13 protein-coding genes are annotated in these 16,584 nt (G+C 71.0%); 7 read left to right on the forward strand and 6 right to left on the reverse strand.

Translation table 11 applies throughout. The features are described 5' to 3' along the window. Window positions 1-7: 7 nt before the first annotated feature. Complete coding sequence (locus tag ACGFIA_RS06935) at window positions 8-1,000, reverse strand: DUF1702 family protein (protein WP_393259012.1); 993 nt, start codon at window positions 998-1,000, stop codon at window positions 8-10. A 35-nt stretch (window positions 1,001-1,035) separates the two neighbouring features. Continuing rightward, window positions 1,036-2,142: a carboxymuconolactone decarboxylase family protein gene (locus ACGFIA_RS06940; protein ID WP_357389638.1), complete on the reverse strand. Its 1,107-nt coding sequence runs from the start codon at window positions 2,140-2,142 to the stop codon at window positions 1,036-1,038. A gap of 324 nt (window positions 2,143-2,466) precedes the next feature. Here ACGFIA_RS06940 and ACGFIA_RS06945 point away from each other — a divergent pair, with 324 nt between their 5' ends. The 3 genes from ACGFIA_RS06945 to ACGFIA_RS06955 all read left to right on the forward strand — a co-directional run bounded on the left by ACGFIA_RS06945 (window position 2,467) and on the right by ACGFIA_RS06955 (window position 5,089). After that, window positions 2,467-3,267, forward strand: coding sequence for a helix-turn-helix domain-containing protein (locus ACGFIA_RS06945; protein WP_357389636.1), 801 nt, complete (start codon window positions 2,467-2,469; stop codon window positions 3,265-3,267). A gap of 325 nt (window positions 3,268-3,592) precedes the next feature. Next, window positions 3,593-4,426 carry a helix-turn-helix transcriptional regulator gene (locus tag ACGFIA_RS06950; RefSeq protein WP_357389634.1) on the forward strand — a complete coding sequence of 278 codons (834 nt, stop codon included), beginning with the start codon at window positions 3,593-3,595 and terminating at the stop codon, window positions 4,424-4,426. Between the two features lie 57 nt (window positions 4,427-4,483). Continuing rightward, window positions 4,484-5,089, forward strand: a complete 606-nt coding sequence (locus ACGFIA_RS06955; RefSeq protein ID WP_393259015.1) for a dTDP-4-dehydrorhamnose 3,5-epimerase family protein — start codon at window positions 4,484-4,486, stop codon at window positions 5,087-5,089. Here ACGFIA_RS06955 and ACGFIA_RS06960 read toward each other — a convergent pair. Further along, entirely contained in the window at window positions 5,041-5,964 is a 924-nt protein-coding gene (locus ACGFIA_RS06960; protein ID WP_393259017.1) for a putative sugar O-methyltransferase, read from the reverse strand. The two genes, ACGFIA_RS06955 and ACGFIA_RS06960, sit on opposite strands and share 49 nt — an antisense overlap. A gap of 153 nt (window positions 5,965-6,117) precedes the next feature. Between ACGFIA_RS06960 and rfbA the strand changes: the two genes are divergently transcribed. The 4 genes from rfbA to ACGFIA_RS06980 all read left to right on the forward strand — a co-directional run bounded on the left by rfbA (window position 6,118) and on the right by ACGFIA_RS06980 (window position 11,062). Beyond that, complete coding sequence (gene rfbA, locus ACGFIA_RS06965; RefSeq protein WP_357389630.1) at window positions 6,118-6,990, forward strand: glucose-1-phosphate thymidylyltransferase RfbA; 873 nt, start codon at window positions 6,118-6,120, stop codon at window positions 6,988-6,990. An 8-nt stretch (window positions 6,991-6,998) separates the two neighbouring features. Further along, complete coding sequence (locus tag ACGFIA_RS06970) at window positions 6,999-8,066, forward strand: carboxymuconolactone decarboxylase family protein (RefSeq protein WP_357389628.1); 1,068 nt, start codon at window positions 6,999-7,001, stop codon at window positions 8,064-8,066. A gap of 230 nt (window positions 8,067-8,296) precedes the next feature. Further along, a complete protein-coding gene (locus ACGFIA_RS06975) occupies window positions 8,297-9,673 on the forward strand; it encodes an FAD-binding monooxygenase (RefSeq protein WP_357389626.1) in 1,377 nt (458 codons plus the stop codon). 246 nt (window positions 9,674-9,919) lie between these two features. Then, window positions 9,920-11,062, forward strand: a complete 1,143-nt coding sequence (locus tag ACGFIA_RS06980) for a hypothetical protein (protein ID WP_393259020.1) — start codon at window positions 9,920-9,922, stop codon at window positions 11,060-11,062. 58 nt (window positions 11,063-11,120) lie between these two features. Here ACGFIA_RS06980 and ACGFIA_RS06985 read toward each other — a convergent pair whose 3' ends face one another. From ACGFIA_RS06985 to ACGFIA_RS06995, 3 genes are all read right to left on the reverse strand, one after another. Next, a complete protein-coding gene (locus tag ACGFIA_RS06985; protein WP_357389622.1) occupies window positions 11,121-12,623 on the reverse strand; it encodes a 4-hydroxyphenylacetate 3-hydroxylase N-terminal domain-containing protein in 1,503 nt (500 codons plus the stop codon). Window positions 12,624-12,882: 259 nt separating this feature from the next. Beyond that, a complete protein-coding gene (locus tag ACGFIA_RS06990; RefSeq protein WP_357389620.1) occupies window positions 12,883-14,346 on the reverse strand; it encodes a multicopper oxidase family protein in 1,464 nt (487 codons plus the stop codon). A gap of 55 nt (window positions 14,347-14,401) precedes the next feature. Further along, a complete protein-coding gene (locus tag ACGFIA_RS06995) occupies window positions 14,402-16,579 on the reverse strand; it encodes a molybdopterin oxidoreductase family protein (protein WP_393259023.1) in 2,178 nt (725 codons plus the stop codon). Window positions 16,580-16,584 lie beyond the last annotated feature (5 nt).

Genomic DNA, 16,584 nt, shown 5'->3' on the forward strand with positions numbered 1-16,584 from the left:
GCCTCCGCTAGGGGTGGGAGTGGGCGAGCGCATCGAGGTGGTCGCGGATCTGCTGCCGCCAGGACTCGTAGTCGGGCGGGCCTGTCGGTTCGGCTCGGCTCAGGCTGATGTCGTCGGCCAGCGTCGCCGCGGCCGACACGGTGAGGCCGGTCAGCGTGTGCAGCGTGCTCGCCGAGTGTTCCGGCACGAAGCCGGAGAAGTCGCGGGCCTTGGCGGCGAACACCGCGCCCTGTGCCAGGTGCCGCCAGTGCTCGCCGGACGCCCGCCGCAGCACCGCCAGACCGGTCTCGTCGCAGCCGCCGGCGAAGGTGGCCGCGAGGCCGACACCGCTCCACAGGTCGGCGTGCCGCTCGGCGGCGAAGGCGCGCACCGCGGCGTCGACGTGCTGCGGGACTCCGCCGTGGATGAACCACAGCGCCCGCCCGATGCCCTGGTCGACCGCGCGGGGGAAGTAGTCGGCGCGGCCCTGCCACGGGTACGGCGCCGGACGGCGCTGGCGCTCCACCACGCTACGGGTGTCGAAGTAGGCCCGGTCGAAGCCGTAGCCGTCGACGGCCAGCCAGCTCATGGTCGGGAAGTAGGGCGTGCCGGTGAGGTCGGGTAGGACACCGCGCCACAGTGGACGCGGCAGGCGGGCCATCGCGAACCCGATGCCGATGTAGGTCAGGAACGTGTGCGGGACACCCGGTCCGCGCAGCAGTTCCCGGGTACGGGTTCCCCGGCCGCCCGCCATCGCGTCCCGCACGGTCAACGCCATCGTCGCGCCCTCGTACGCGAAGCCGCGCAGCTCGGCGTCGACCATGTCGAGCCGGCGCTCCAGGCCCCACTGGTCCCGCAGTTCGATGCCCCACTCGAAGCCGCAGACGACGGCCTGCGGGATGGCTTCGAGGGCGCGGGTGGCGTCGGTGGGCGTGACCGGAAATCCGCGCCCGGCGAAACTCACGTCGTGGAACGACGGAGTCAGGGCCATCCGGCGTAACGAACCGAGGACTGTGGGCATCGGGAAACTCCCTCACGCGGTGTGTGGGTGAGACTTCATCGTGTTATGCGATTCCCGGCCGGCGCGTCTCCTGGTGTGCGGGGTGCGGCGAGACGCTGCCGGGCTCCGATGCGACGGGCGGCTTCGAAGGCCGCCCACCCGGTGACCTCCACGAGCGCCTCGTCTCCGGGCTGGTGACGCCGGAACTCGGCGACGACCCCGTCGCCCACCTGGTGCGACGACACCGCGGTGAGCAGCGCGAGCCGTCCGGCCGCCCGGTCGGCCGGGCCGAGCGGGGTGAGCAGGTCCTCGCACCACGCCGTGGAGATGCCGGTGTCCGCGCCGCGCCAGCCGTCGAGGTGCTCGCGCACCACGGCACGGACCTCGGGTGACAGCCACCGTTCGCCGGCCGCGTCGAACGTCGCGGCGGCCCGCGCCAGCGCACCGCCGATGAACGGGTTGCCCGCCGCCCAGCCGGCGTCGGCGGGCTGCGGCGCGTCCGGCAGCAGGTCGAGGGAGCGGCCGGGCTCGCGGTGCGCGCGCAACGTGTCGCGCAGCAGCCGGCCCACCCCCTGCTTCATGCGCTGCCGTGCCCGCCCGGTGAGGCCGGGCGGAAGCAGGAAGCTGGAGAGGAAGACGTTCACCATCCGGGTCAGGTAGTGCATCGCGGTCACCGTGCCGATGAGCTCGGCGCTCTGCGCGGGGGTGAGCCAGGCCGGCACCCCGAGTCCGTCGGGCGCCTCCTGCGCGCCCCGCGCCCATTGGCTGATCTCACGCAGCCGGGGGTCGCGCATGTCGTCGACGCGGTCGGCGGCGAGCTGGTCCGCGTCGTACTCGCCGGCCAGGTCGTACATGCTGACCGAGTGCATGTCGACGCAGTACGGGCAGATCGTGGCGACCGCGACAGCGGTCGCGGCGGCCTCCTTCGAGGCCCGGTCGGCGGCGCCGCTGGCCAGCACCGGCTCGCGCATGAGGGTCCAGTAGGCGGCCAGCGCGCGGGGGGACGGTGAATGCATGAGCGCCGGTGGGATCACCAGGCGCATCTCGTCCGCCACCTGCTGGTACACCTGCTCGACCAGACCGCTCGCGGAGAGCGCGGAGACCGGTGTGACATGGCGTACCTGACGTTGCACGACTGAGGCTGCGACTCGGCCGACGATCATGGCTGCTCCTTCCGCCGGTGTGGCCAGTATCAGCAGATCGAACGCGAAAATCCCGCGTGCCGGACGAGGGAAGCAATTCTGGAAAAGAATTTCCCGGCGGAGAGCTGTGATCGGGTATCTCCGGTATCCAATTGCTACTTCAATATTGCGCTCGGCCCGGCGGGACGGCCTATCCGGTTGCCCGCCCAACTCGGCCGTGGCTAGCCTGGCGACACATGAACGTGGGGGTGCGCTGTTCGGTGCGCATTCCACCGCTCGCCGTGACGGATCGGCCGAGAAGGCCGGAATCTCATTGTTGCGGCGCGGCCCAGCCCTGGGGGAAGAATGCAGGATACGTCGGAGAAGGCAGTTCTGCGCGCCATCGAGGCGATGCACGAGCGCCTCGGTGGACAATTGACGGTCGATGACATGGCTCGCGCAGCCATGTTCAGCAAGTTTCATTTCACACGATTGTTCCAGCGGGTCACCGGGGTGTCGCCGGGTCGCTTCCTCTCCGCGCTGCGCCTCCAGCGGGCCAAGGAACTACTCGTCTCGACGCCGATGAATGTCGCCGACGTCAGCGTCAGCGTCGGTTACAGCAGCGTCGGCACGTTCAGCTCCCGGTTCAGCCGGAGCGTCGGGATGTCACCCACCACCTTCCGGCAGCGCGCCGGCTACGCCAGCGAGATCCGCACCGACTCCGACGGGGTGGCCCTGAGCGACGCGAGCCTCTCCTGCGTGGTGCACCCCGCCGGCCCCACGGAGAACACCCTGACGTTCGTCGGCCTCTTTCCCGAGCGCGTCCCCGAGGGCCGCCCGGTCCGCTGCGCGGTGCTGCGCGACTCGCGGCACATCACCTTCAACCACGCGCCGCTGGGCCGGTGGCACCTGCTCGCGCAGTCGGTTTCGGCCGACCGGCGCCCACCCGGCTCGTACCGCGATCACGCCGACCGGCCGGTCGCCGTGGCCACCGCCGGGCCGATCGTCATCCGGCCGGGCAAGCCGATCTCCACCGAGCTGGTGCTGCGGCCGGGCCGCGCCCTCGATCCGCCGGTGCTGCTCGCGTTGCTCGACGTCCGCACCTACGCGCTGAGCCGGCTGGCCGAGCAGAACCGGCCCGCCGAGGAATACGCCGGCGCCGCCTGAGTCAGGGCCGCCGGCCCGGCGGGTCGGCACGGGAGCACCCCCGGCCACATCCGCCCGGCTCTACCCGCTATTTCGGATTCGACTGGGTTCCGGCGATGTTCGACAACTGATTCTCAGTACGCAGCAGTGCGTTCCACTATCTACATTCCGCCACCCGGCGAGGGGCCCCGGCCAGGACATCCACGTGCCGCACCCCGGCGTGGATTCGGCGTCGGGAAACTGATGGCGCGGCGGATTGCGCCCGCTCCCGCCCTGAGATAGCCTCGGGGAAGAGCGACGGACATCACAAGGCCGCCAGCATTCGGAATTGGCCGGAATGGGCGCAATGGAACAGGAAATTGAGATAGCCGTCAAACGCGCAGTGACGACAATGCGCGACAATCTAGGCCAACCGCTGACGATTGACGACATGGCCCGCTCGGCCATGTTCAGCAAATTCCACTTCACGCGCGTTTTCCAGCGGGTCACCGGCATCTCCCCCGGCCGTTTCCTTTCCGCACTGCGGCTCCAGCACGCCCAGCAACTGCTGGTCTCGACCCCACTGCGGATCGCCGATATCAGCCAGCGGGTCGGCTACAACAGCGTCGGCACGTTCAGCACCCGGTTCAGCCGTAGTGTGGGCATGTCCCCCACCGAATACCGGCTCCAGTCCGGATTCGCGCGGCAGATCGTCACGGAAACAGACGCCCACACCACGTCGTCGGCCGGTGGTCGCGTCGAGTGCCGCATCCGGATGCCACAGGACGGCCAGCCGCGGCTGGTCTTCGCCGGCCTTTTCCCCGAACGCATTCCGCAGGGCCGCCCGGTGCGCTGTACGGTGCTCGCCGACCCGGCGCATCTCGAGCTCGACGACGTGCCCAGCGGCACCTGGCATCTGTTGGCCCAGGCGGTGCCGGGATCATGCGGCCATCCGGACGGCTACCAGGCAAACGTGAACGAGTCGGTGTCGGTGGCCAGCCTCGGCCCGATCACCGTCGCACCGCGCTCGGTGGTCCGTTCCGCGCTGGAGTTCAACAGCGCCGGTCCGCTCGACCCACCGGTCCTGCTGGCCCTGCTGGACGTCCGCAAGCTGGCGATGGAGATCGTGGCGCAGCGTGCCCATGCGCACGTTCCGCTGACGGCCGGAGTGGCTGGTCACGGTCCCTCGAACTGCTGGTGACGCCCGGGCCGCAACCCGGAAGTGGACCGGCGCCGGCGACTCGGCGACCCTGGTGCCGTGACTATTCCATCCGCACCCAGGAAGCTGGTCGCCGGTGCCCTCGCGTTCGACACGCCGGCCTTTCCGGACGAGCGCGGCGTCTTCCGTACGCCGTTCCGGTCGTCGGCATTCGGACGTCCCCTGTTTCCGGTGGCCCAGGTCAACTTCAGCGTCTCGCGCCGCGGCGCGGTACGCGGCCTGCACTACACAGTCACCCCGCCCGGCACGGCGAAGTACGTCTACTGCCTGCACGGCCGCGCCCTCGACATCATCGTCGACCTCCGGGTGGGCTCGCCGACGTTCGGGCGGTACGACGCCGTGGAGCTTGACCAGGAGCGGTGTCCGGCGCTGTACCTGCCGTTCGGGGTCGGTCATCTCTTCGTCGCACTCGAGGACGACACCGTGATGAACTACCTGCTGTCGCTGGAGTACCGGCCGGAGAACGAACTCGCGCTCGCGCCGTTCGACCCGCAGCTCGCGCTCCCGATCCCGGCCGACATCGATCCCATCCTCTCGCCGCGGGACCAGGCGGCGCCCAGTCTCGCCGAAGCGCTGGACGCCGGCCTGCTCCCGGGCTACGCGGCCTGCCGCGCGCTGGAGGAACGGTACAGCGCCTGCCAGTAGTGGCTCCACACTGGAGTGCTCGCCTCGGCGGCGCACTCCCAGCGGTCCCCCGGCGTGTAGGCCGAGACGAACCGGCGCGACTGCTTACGCACGGCCTCGCTGTCGAAGATGTCGATCACCTCGGTCAGCAGCCCGGCGCGCAGCGCGGAGGCCACCTGTTCGGTGCCCTGCGAGTGGTCGTCCAGCGCCTTGTCCAGATACTTGCCGACCGGGCCGTTCACGTAGAACGCCTGGCTCCGCTCGTCGACGAGACCCAGGTAGCCGCGGACCACCTCCGGCGGCATGCAGGCGAACGAGTCGATGTTGATCGCCAGGTCGACGTCACGCGGGAACGTCCGCCCGGCGTCCGCGGCCGCGTGGAAGGACACCTTGGCGTACTGCGCGGGCTCGAGCACCGCGCGCAGGTAGGCGCGGGCCAGCCGCAGCGAGGGCTCCTGCTCCACGATGTGGTACTCCGCGACGTCGTGGTTGGCCATCAACGCGTGGCAGGTACGGCCGTATCCGGCGCCGATCTCGACGATTCGCGCACCGGCCAGGCGCACCCGTTCCGCGAGGAAACCGACCTCCTGCACGGCCCGCAGGTAGTCCATGTCGATCTCGTCGCCGTCGTGGCGAACGGTGATCGGATCGCCGACGTCCCGGTTCCGGGTCTTGCGCAGCCGCTCGCGGTCCTGCGGGCTCAGCCGGCCGCTGACGCTGTACAGCAGTGCTTTGAGGTACCGCACTCCGTTGTTCCGTGGATCCCACAGCGTCAACTTGAAGTTGGCGTCATCGGACCGGAATCCCGCCAGAATATCCGTGTCCTGATCGACAGTCACTGTTACCGACCTCCTGGATGAGCGGAGCCCGAACGGCCCGGTGAAGTGGAGTATCACGCCGTTTCCCAGCGGGCTGCGCCTCTGAGAGTGCGAACAGCCGGGCCGCTCGCCGGGGTTCTGCGCGCACCGCATTCCAGGAGACCTGGGGGTCTGCCGGCCCGCCACATACTGGTTTTCCGGCAGATGTCGACTCGACGAACGGACCCGATGGTGAAGGGAATTGTTCTCGCCGGTGGCACCGGTACGCGGCTGTACCCGCTGACGCTGGCGACGTCCAAACAGTTGCTGCCCGTCTACGACAAACCGATGCTCTACTACCCGCTCTCAGTACTCATGCTGGCCGGCATCCGGGACATCCTGATCATCTCGAACCCGGATGTGCTCCCGCACATGCGCCAGTTGCTGGGCGACGGATCCCGGCTGGGCCTGAACCTCAGCTACGCCGAGCAGAAGGAGCCACGCGGCATCGCCGAGGCGTTCCTCATCGGCGCCGGTCACATAGGACACGACCGGTCCGCGTTGATCCTCGGCGACAATCTCTTCCACGGCGCCGGCTTCTACAACCTGCTGCAGCACGAGGCCCGCTCGGTCGACGGCTGCACCCTGTTCAGTTACTCGGTCTCGGATCCCGAGCGCTACGGCGTCGCCGAGACCGACACGGAGGGCCGGCTGGTCTCGATCTTCGAGAAGCCCCGGCGGCCGCGTTCCAACCAGGCGATCACCGGCCTCTACCTCTATGACAACGACGTGGTGAGCATCGCCGCCGGCCTGAGTCCGTCGGATCGCGGGGAACTGGAGATCACCGACGTCAACCAGGAATACCTGCGGCAGCGCCGGGCCGGGCTCGTACCGCTGAGCCGCGGCTACACGTGGATGGACTGCGGCACGCACGCCAGCCTGCTCGCCGCCAGCCAGTACGTGCAGGTGATCCAGGAGCGGCAGGGGGTCCGGGTGGCCTGCCTCGAGGAGATCGCCCTGCGCATGGGCTTCATCGACGCCGAGGCCTGCTACGAGCTGGGCGCCGAGATGCCCCACTCGGACTACGGCCGCTACCTCACCGAGATCGCATACGCACTCGACTAAGGACGACGATGGGAAGACTGCTGAGAGCGGCGACCCGACGCATCGCGCCGGCCCACATCCGTTACGTCCGGCCGGTGCCGCCGGAGACCGCCCCCGAACCGGTCGCGCTGGTCTACCGCCAGGTCGAGACGGACTTCGGGATGCTGGCCCCGCCGGTGGCGCTGCACGCCCCGGCGCCACCGGTGCTGGCCGCCTGCTGGAGCATCCTGCGGGAGACCCTGGTGGTGTCCGGCCGGGCGAGCCGCGCCGACAAGGAGGCGGTCGCCGCGGCCGTCTCGGTGGCCAACCGCTGCCCGTACTGCCTGGACGTGCACGGCGCCGCGCTGACCGGCCTGCTCGCCGGGCCGGACTCCGCCCGCATCGCGGCCGGCGGGACCGACGAGGTGACCGAGCCCCGACTGCGCGCCCTGGTCCGCTGGGCGCGGACCGGCGAGGGGCCGGAGCCGTTCCCACCGGAGCAACGGGCCGAGCTGGTCGGGGTGGTGCTGGTCTTCCACTACATCAACCGCATGGTCAACGTGTTCCTGCGGGACTCACCGCTGCCGGCCGTGCCGAGGCCGGCCGAACGGGTCCTGCGGCGCACCGCGGCGTCGGTGCTGGGCCGGCTCGGCCGGGTCGAGGTCGCGGCGGGCTCGTCGCTGGACCTGCTGCCCGAGGCCGGCCCGCTGGCGGGCACCGCCTGGGCCGCGACCGTGCCGCACATCGCCCAGGCGCTGAACCGCGCCGGCGCCGCCATCGCCGCAGCCGGCGAACGGAGCGTCCCGGCCCGGGTGCGCGAACTCGTCGAGGCCCGGCTGGCTGATCCGGGCTTCGCGGGGCCCGGGATCAGCGCCAGGGCGTGGCTGGACGAGGCGGTCCAGCAACTGCCCGCGGCGGACCGGCCGGCCGGGCGGGTGGCGCTGCTGACCGCGTACGCGTCCTACCGGGTCACCCCGGAACTGGTCGCACAGTGCCGGTCGGACGACGCGCAACTGGTCGAGCTGACCGCCTGGGCGGCGTTCGCGGCGGCCCGTGCGACCACCGGCCGGATCGTGCCGGATGAGGGCAAGCGGGGAGATGTGAGCCCGCCCGTCTGACTGCGACGCTCATCCCGATGGCTGAGGGTGTTCCGCAGCCAGGTCGGGTGGCCCGTTCGGTGGCCCGCCGACGTATCCGAGCCGTGCTGTTCCTCCTGCCGTCCCGCTCGGCCCGCATCACCGGCCAGACCTCGCCGTGCACGGCGGCCTGCTCGGTTCCGCGCCGATGAGCAGGATGCCCGGCTGACCGTCAAGCAGCCGCATCGCACAGAGAAAGGGTGGAGCCACCCATGGGGAAGAATCCACGCCGGGCGCTGGTGCTCGGCGGCAGCTACGCCGGCCTGTTCGCCGCGCGAGTGCTGACCGAGCGGTACGACGAGGTCCTGATCGTCGACCGGGACAAGCTGGTCGGTGAGCGGGGACCGCGTCGCGGCCGCCCGCAGGGCAAGCACATCAACGCCATGCACGTCCGCGGCCTCCAGGTGACCGAGGAACTGTTCCCCGGCTTCATCGAGGGACTCGTGGCGGACGGCTGCCCGACCGGCGACTACGCCGGCTCGTGCCGGTGGTACTTCAACGGGCGGCCGCTGGTCCGCGAGGACATCGGCTACATCGCGGTGCCCGCCACGGCCCCGCTGATGGAACGTCACCTGCGCGAGCGCGTCGAGCAGCTGTCCGGCGTGCGGTTCCTGGAGCGCCGCGACATCGTCGAGCTGGAGACGACACCGGACCGTGCCCGCGTCACCGGCGCCCGGCTGCGTGATCTGGACAACGACCGGGACGAGGTGATCGAGGCCGACCTGGTCGTCGACGCCACCGGCCGCGGCTCGCGGACCCCGGCCATGCTGGAGCGGTTCGGCTACGAGCGGGTCCCCGAGGAGCGCATCAAGATCAACCTCGGATACGTGACCCAGCACTACGAACTGGACGACGACCCGTGGCACGGCGACCTGGCCATCATCCCGGTGGCGTACCCCGCCTCGCCGCGTGGCGCGATCTTCACCCAGACCGACCACGGCAAGGTCGAACTGACCGCCTACGGCCTGCTCGGCGACCACCCGCCGACCGACCAGGAGGGCTTCTACGACTTCATCCGGTCGCTGGCGATCCCGGACATCGCCGACGCCCTCAAGTCGGCCCGCCCGATCGACGAGCCCGTCCCCTTCCACTATCCCGTCACGCTGCGCCGGCGCTACGAGCGGATGTCCCGCCTGCCGGCCGGCCTGCTGGTCACCGGCGACGCGGTCACCAGCTTCAACCCGGTGTACGCGCAGGGCATGACGGTGGCCGCGGTCGCCGCCCTGACGATCCGGCGCCACCTGAGCGCGCACGGCGAACCCGACCCGGCCGCGTACTTCCGCGACCTGGCCCGCGACTGCATCGACGCGCCGTGGGAGATGACCACGACGGTCGACCTGAACTTCCCGGACGTGCCCGGCCACCGGTCTCTCAAGATGCGGATGGTGCAGCGCTACCTGCGGCTCGTGCAGGTCGCCGCGACCCGGGACCCGAAGGTCACCACGGCGTACCTGCGGGCCGCGGGCATGGTCGACACCCCACAGGCGCTGATGCGCCCCGCGACGCTGTGGCGCGTGCTGCGCGGCGCCTTCGCCCGGAGCGCCCCCGTCGACCGGCCGCGTCAGCCGACGCTCGCACAGTCGGGCTGAGCCCCGCCGTCCCGAACCGGGCCCGTCGTGCTTCCCCCCGCACGACGGGCCCAACTCTGTGCCCGGTCCCCCGGGAACGCGCCTGCCGTCGGGGCAGCGCAGACGGCGGGTTCAACGCACGATTGGAGGACCACCCGGTGCCACCGGTCTCCGCCGCGCGTGCTCGCCCGGCAGAGAGCACGATGCGAGTTGATTCGCGCGCCGATCTTGTCACAATCCAAGGGAAATAACCTGAAAGAGGCGTTGATGACGCAAACGATGCGGGACTGGCTCTTCGCCGGCATCCATCTGGCACCCTGCCGCTTCGCGAACGTAGAGGCCTTCCTCTCCGGTGTCGAGCCCCACCTGCCCCTGGACGACGTCGTGCCGGCCAGGCAGGCGATCGACCTGCTGCGCCGGGCCGGCGCGTCGCTGGACGGCGACAGCGGGGAGTGCGCGGACGACGCCGCCGCCGCCCGCCGGCTCACCGCCGCCCAGCTCCGCGAGCTGGCGGACGCGCCGCTGGCCCTCGGCAGCAGCGGTACGGAGCACGCGGTGCTCGCCGCGGCGGGACCGCTGCGCGACCGGCTCACGGCGGCCGGCCTGGACGTGGCCGGAATGACCGTCACGGTCGGGTCGGTTCTGCCGGATCCGTACGCCGCGTCTGAGCGCACGTCCATCTCCATCGGCCCGTCGAAGGCCGCCCGGCACCGGCTCGAGCCCGGTGCCTACCTGCGGCTGTCCGGGCTGCGGCCGTTCCTGAGCATCACCCGGGCCGCGCGCAGGCTGGTGCACGCCGCCGCGGACGTCGGGCCGGACGGATCCGACCGGGGGCTGGAGCAGGGGCTCGCCGACGTCCTCGGGCTCTGCTACGCGGCGGCCGCGGTCGTGCCGCGCACGGCGTTACGGTCGATCCTCGTCCACGACCGGCACTGCCCCGCATCGCCGAGGCTGCGCTCCGCGCACATCCGGCAGGCCACGCTGCTCTACCGCGAATTCGGCGTCGCCGGGCTGGCCGCGCTGGTCGCCGGCGGGCGGCGCCGCATCGCCGAGGCCGAGGTGGCGGTCCTGACCGGCCGGTATCGCGAGCTCGACCTGCCACGCGGGCCGGGCGACGAGGTCATCACCTGGCTGCTCGACCACCTCTGCGGCGCGCTGCTGCCGGCGTATGTGGTCCCGCCGCTCGATCTGTTGCTGTTGGACGCCGTCCACGACGGTGCCGACGTCGCCGAGGTGTGTGCCGCCGCCGGGGTGCCGGTGTCGGTCGGCGCCGGGCGGCTCGAACAGCTGAGCCTCTCGACCGCGCTGTTCAGACTGGCCGGCGGGACGGTGACGGACTCGATCCTGCCCCGCTACCGGGAGGCCGAGCAGCAGTCCGGGCAGCCGGTGCTGCGCTGGCTGGCCGGCTGACGGCAAAGCCAGGCGGGGCGCGGGGGCGTACCGCACGGGCGTGCGTCCGGCCCGTCCGTCAGCGTTCCGGCGTCCACAGGTCGGGGGCGGTCCACCCGTCCAGGTCGTACTCGGCGAGGCACTGCTCGGCGAAGGCCTTGTAGCCGTCGACCAGCCCGGTCGCCGTCTGCGCGTGCAACAGCTCGACCCGGGTGTTCTCGTGGTTGCCGGCGTAGTTGCGCTCGTAGAGCTCGTGGCGGCCGCCGAACTCGGTGCCGGTCGCGTCCCAGAGCAGCTTCATCACCTTGACCCGCTGCTCGGCGTCCGAGCCGTCCGAGCCGCGCAGGTACCGGTCGAGGTAGGGCCGGATCTCCGGGTTGCGGAAGTCGTCGGCGCTGGAGTTGACGTAGATGAGCCCGCTGGCCACGTCCTGCTGGATGATCTCCTTGACCCGCGGGTAACCGATCTGCATGAACCAGCGGTACGCCATGCCGTACTGCGGGTTGGGCAGCAGCGCGCCGTTCTTCCACTGCACCGGGTTGCGGGCGGCGGCGTCCGACAGCCCCCAGAACAGGTTGCGCCACGCGAGCACCTCACCGAGCCGGCTCTGCACCCCGCGGAAGTCCTTCGTGCCGGTCAGCTCCAGGGCCTTGGCGAGCAGGCCGGCGAGGAACTCGAGCTTGACCGCGAGCCGGGTGCAGCCGTGGAAGGTGAACCGCTCGGAGAAGCCGGACTGGCCGGCGAACATCTGCACCTTGCCGAGGTTCCCGTACACGAACACGTTCTCCCACGGCACCAGCACCTGGTCGAGCACGAGGATGGTGTCGTTCTCGTCGAGCCGCGACGAGAGCGGGTAGTCGAACGGTGTGCCGACCGCGGCGGCGTTCGCCCCGTACGACGGACGGCAGATCAGCTTCACGCCGGGCGCGCCCATCGGCACGGTGGCGATCAGCGCGAACTCCTTCTTTCGCACCGGCAGGCCGAAGTGGGCGATGAAGTTGTAGTGGCTCAGCGCCGACCCGGTGGCGACCACCTTGGCGCCGCTGACGATCAGACCCTCGCCCGTCTCCCGCTCCACCCGGATGTAGACGTCGGCCACCTGGTCCGGCGGCCGGTTACGGTCCACCGGCGGATGCACGATCGCGTGGTTCCAGAAGAGCACCTTCTCCTGGGACTCCCGGTACCAGCGTTCCGCGTTGTCGCTGTACGGCGCGTAGAAGCCGGCGTTGGCCCCGAGCGTGCCGAGGAACGACGCCTTGTAGTCGGGGCTGCGCCCCATCCAGCCGTAGCTCATCCGCGCCCAGGCCGCGATGGCACGCTGATCGGCGATCATGTCGTCGACGGTGTGCGGGGTGCGGAAGAACGGGTGGGTGAAGCCGCCCGATCCGGTGTCCGTGGGCGCGGTCAGCACGTCGCGCTGGGCCGGATCGTGCAGCGCGTCGTAGAGCCGGGCGGTCATGCGTACCGGGTTGCGGAACGCCGGGTGGGTGGTGACGTCCTTGACCCGCTCGCCGTAGAGGAACACCTCGCGGCCGTCGCGCAGGCTCTCGACGTACTCGTCCCCGGTCAGCGGCCCGGTCATCGCCGTGCTCCGCCACGCCGGGACGGCCGGGCGGGCGTACCCCCGACCAGCCGGCGACCGCCGTCGTCACGCTGTCGTGGAACGAGCCCGGGCACCATGGCCCGGGCTCGTTCGGTCAACTCGGTCAACTCGGTCGGGGCGGACGGGGATGCGGACGGCGCAACCACGTTCGAGATGACGGTCATGCCGACAGCGTCACATCGGGGTGGCCAGCACGGCATCTCCGCCGGTGCTCAGCGCCGCGCCGGCGCCGCCCGGCTCAGGGCACGATCTCCATCTGCGCCATCATCCCGATGCTGGAGTGCTCGAGGAAGTGGCAGTGGTAGACGTACCGGCCCAGGTAGTCGGTGAAGGTGGCCTGCAGCCGCACCGAGGTTCCGGCCGGGATCAGCACGGTGTCCTTGAGCCCCGCGTCGTCCGCGGTCATCGGCGCGCCGGTGCGGCCCAGCACCCGGAACTGCGTCAGATGCAGGTGGAAGTTGTGGTCGATGCCGGCCTCGACGTCGTCGTTGTAGACGGTCCAGATCTCGGTCGTGCCACGCTTGATGCTGAAGTCCACCCGATTCGGGTCGTAAGACCTCCCGTTGACCATCGGGTACGGCGGCTCCTGGCTGAAGTCGAACCCCAGGTGAACCTCACGCTGCTTGGTGGCCACGGGCAGCGTGGGCAGCGGGCGCAGCCGGAGCGGGAACCGGCTGGGATCGGCGGCGGTGGAGCGCACGTCGAAACGCAGCACCGGTCCCTTGACGGCGTCACTGAGCACCACCGAGGTGCCGACCGGCAGGCCGGTGAAGTCGACGAGCAGGTCCGCCCGCTCGCCCGAGCTGAGGGTCAGCGAGGTCCGGGCCACCGGCGCGGGCAGCAGACCGCCGTCCGAGCCGACCTGCCACATCTTCCCCTTGTCGATGCTGAACGTGTACTTGCCCTCGTTCGTCGCGTTCAGGACACGGAACCGGTACCTGCGGGCGGCGACCGGGAAGAACGGCTTGACCTTCCCGTTGACCACGACGAGGTCACGTTCGTTCGGGAAGCCCCAGATCAGTGAACCGTCGGTGTCCATCTGGACGTCGGTGAACATGATCGGCACGTCGTACGAGCCGGTCGGCAGCCCCAGGTCCTTCTCTGCCGGGTCGTTGACGAGGTAGAAGCCGTGCAGCCCGCGGTAGGTGTGCTCGGCCTCGTCGCCGTGCACGTGGTCGTGGTACCAGAGCGTGGCCCCGCGCTGGTTGTTCGGGTAGTAGTAGGTCCTGGCGGCACCCGGGAGGATCATGTCCATCGGGTGCCCGTCGTCGATCGCCTTCACGTGGCCGCCGTGCAGGTGCACGTTGGTGTGCGTGTCGAGGTTGTTGCGGAAGGTCACCTTGGCCGGCCGGCCGGTGCGGCCGTAGATGGTCGGGCCCACCCAGCCGCCGCCGTAGGTGAGCGCCGCGGTGCTGATACCCGGCACCAGTTCGAGCTGGGCGGGCTGCACCAGGACCTCGTACTCGTCGCAGTCCGCCGTCTGCCGCTTCGGCACCGCGACCGGCGGCACCGGCATGCGCGTCTGGAACGGCGTGACGCTGAGCGTCGTCGCCTTGCGCGCGGTGGCTCCGGCCGGACCGTGCGCGTGGTGGTGGGCCGCGGCTGACGCGTCCGGCCCGCTGGTGGTCGCCGCCGCCCCCCGCGACAGCATCACCGCGCCCGCCACCGATCCGCCCGCGACCAGGATCGCCCGTCTTCTCATCGCTGTTCCCCCCACTCGGTTAGGTGAGCGGGAGTCTATGGTCGTCGATCGCGGCCTAAGATCTTCCAGATTGCTTTACTGAGCCGCTTACTGAGCCGCCGATCGGCGCCACGGCGACCGGCACACCGTTGAAGACCGCGTTGCCGGAGGGCACGTCCACGGCACCACCGGTCAGCTCGTTCACATTGACCCCGGCCCGACCGGCGGCCACCCGCTGGCCGGTACGCCGGTGCCCCCACCCGTGCGGCAGGCTCACCACCCCGGGCATGATCGTGTCGGTCGGTTCCAGCTCGACCTCCAGTTCGCCGGAGGCCGAGCTGACCCGTGCCCGCTCGCCGAGGCCGAGCCGGGCCACGTCGTCCGGGTGGATCTGCAGGGTGCAGCGGTTGGTGCCGCCGGTGAGCGTCGGCACATTGTGCATCCAGCTGTTGTTCGAGCGCAGGTGCCGGCGTCCGATCAGCACCATGGGCGCGGGCGGGCGGATCATCGCCGCCCGCAACCGCCCGGTGTCCTCGGCGAGCGGCTGGGGGGCGAGCTCGACCCGCCCGGACGGCGTCTTGAGGATCTCGGACAGCCGGGGTTCCAACGGGCCCAGGTCGATCCCGTTCGGGTGGTCGAGCAGCTTCCGGCGGGTCAGGCCGTACGGGCCCATCCGCAGCATGGCGTCGAGCAGCAGATCCGGGCCGTCCTCGCCGTCCAGTTCGGCGCGGGTCGTCACCGGGATCGCCGACAGGAGCTGGCCCAGCATCTGCTCTGGCAGCCCGGACGGGTCGGCCTGCGCGCCCAGTCCCATCGCGATCAGCGTGAGCCGCTCCAGGATCTCGGCCTCGCTGCGCTGCCCGGCGTCGAGTGGCACCACCGCCGGGGAGTAGCGGGCGTAGTTGCGTACCTGGATGGTGGAGATGAGGAAGTCGTAGTGCGCCATCTGCAGGGTGCGCGGCGGCGGCAGGATGACGTGGGCGTGCCGGGTCGTCTCGTTCAGGTACGGATCGACAGCCACCATGAAGTCGAGACTCTCCAGCGCCCGGTCGAGCCGTCCGCCGTCCGGAGTGGACAGCACCGGATTGCCGGCGACGACGACGAGAGCCCGTACCTGACCGGGGCCGGGCTGCTCGATCTCGTCGGCCATGGTGGCGGCCGGGAACTCCCCGAGGGTCTCGGGGAAGCCCTTCACCCGGCTGCGCCAACGCCCCGCGGTGAACGGCTCGGGGCTCTTGTGCACCTCGGCGGTGGCCGGCTTCGCGTACATCACCCCGCCGGCCCGGTCGAAGTTTCCGGTCAGCACGTTGAGCACGTCCACCAACCACTGCGCGAGGGTGCCGAACTCGGCCGTACAGGTGCCGATGCGGGCGTAGACGGCGGCGGTGGGCGCGGCGGCGAGCTCCCGGGCGAGCCGCCGGACGGTCTCCGCGTCGACGCCGCAGAACGGGGCCACCAGTTCGGGCGTGAACGGCGCGGCCAGCTCCCGCAGCCGGTCGAGGCCGGCCACCGGCACCCGGATCGTCACCAGTTCCTCGTCCAGCAGCGTGTGCACCATGGCGAACAGCAGCGCCGGGTCACTGCCGGGCCGGACGAACACATGCTCGTCGGCCAGCTCGGCGGTCCGGGTGCGGCGCGGGTCGAGCACCACGATGCGCCCGCCGCGCTCGCGCAGCCGCCGCATCCGCCCCGGGAAGTCCGGCGCGGCGCACAGCGAGCCGTTCGACACCGCCGGGTTGGCTCCGATGATCAGCAGGTGGTCCGTGCGGTCGAGGTCGGGCACCGCCACCGCCCACGGGTCGCCGGTCATCAGCCCGGACGCCACGTGCTTGGGCATCTGGTCGACGGTGCTCGCCGAGAACACGTTGCGGGTGCCGAGCGCCATGGCCAGCGGACCCCGGTAGAGGATGCCGGCCATGGTGTGGAAGGTCGGGTTGCCGTAGTAGAGCGACAGGGCCTCCCGCCCGTGCTCGGCGATGACTCCCTCCAGCCCCCGGGCGACGATCGCGAACGCCTCGCCCCAGTCCGCCCGGCGCCACGCCTCACCCTCGCGGACCATCGGGCCGGTAAGCCGGTCCGGGTCCTCGTCGAGGCGGCCCAGGGTGGCGCCCTTCGGGCACAGGTAGCCCTTGGAGAACGGGTCGTCCTTGTCACCGGTCACCGATGTGACCCGGTCACCGTCGAGGGTCAGGCGCAGGCCGCAGACGGCCTCGCAGAGCGGGCAGGTGCGATACGCGGTCCGCGTGCCGGTCATGAGAC

The organism is Micromonospora sp. NPDC049203 (genome assembly GCF_043197215.1).
In the GTDB taxonomy this organism is placed as follows: Bacteria; Actinomycetota; Actinomycetes; order Mycobacteriales; family Micromonosporaceae; genus Micromonospora.

Bases quoted from the DNA above. Each gene is read 5' to 3' on its own strand.
- ACGFIA_RS06970 (WP_357389628.1), top strand. From the start codon at position 6,999: ATGGGAAGACTGCTGAGAGCGGCGACCCGACGCATCGCGCCGGCCCAC.
- ACGFIA_RS06985 (WP_357389622.1), bottom strand. From the start codon at position 12,623: ATGACCGGGCCGCTGACCGGGGACGAGTACGTCGAGAGCCTGCGCGAC.
- ACGFIA_RS06980 (WP_393259020.1), top strand. From the start codon at position 9,920: ATGACGCAAACGATGCGGGACTGGCTCTTCGCCGGCATCCATCTGGCA.
- ACGFIA_RS06975 (WP_357389626.1), top strand. From the start codon at position 8,297: ATGGGGAAGAATCCACGCCGGGCGCTGGTGCTCGGCGGCAGCTACGCC.
- ACGFIA_RS06990 (WP_357389620.1), bottom strand. From the start codon at position 14,346: ATGAGAAGACGGGCGATCCTGGTCGCGGGCGGATCGGTGGCGGGCGCG.
- ACGFIA_RS06950 (WP_357389634.1), top strand. From the start codon at position 3,593: ATGGAACAGGAAATTGAGATAGCCGTCAAACGCGCAGTGACGACAATG.
- ACGFIA_RS06995 (WP_393259023.1), bottom strand. From the start codon at position 16,579: ATGACCGGCACGCGGACCGCGTATCGCACCTGCCCGCTCTGCGAGGCC.
- ACGFIA_RS06935 (WP_393259012.1), bottom strand. From the start codon at position 1,000: ATGCCCACAGTCCTCGGTTCGTTACGCCGGATGGCCCTGACTCCGTCG.
- ACGFIA_RS06945 (WP_357389636.1), top strand. From the start codon at position 2,467: ATGCAGGATACGTCGGAGAAGGCAGTTCTGCGCGCCATCGAGGCGATG.
- ACGFIA_RS06940 (WP_357389638.1), bottom strand. From the start codon at position 2,142: ATGATCGTCGGCCGAGTCGCAGCCTCAGTCGTGCAACGTCAGGTACGC.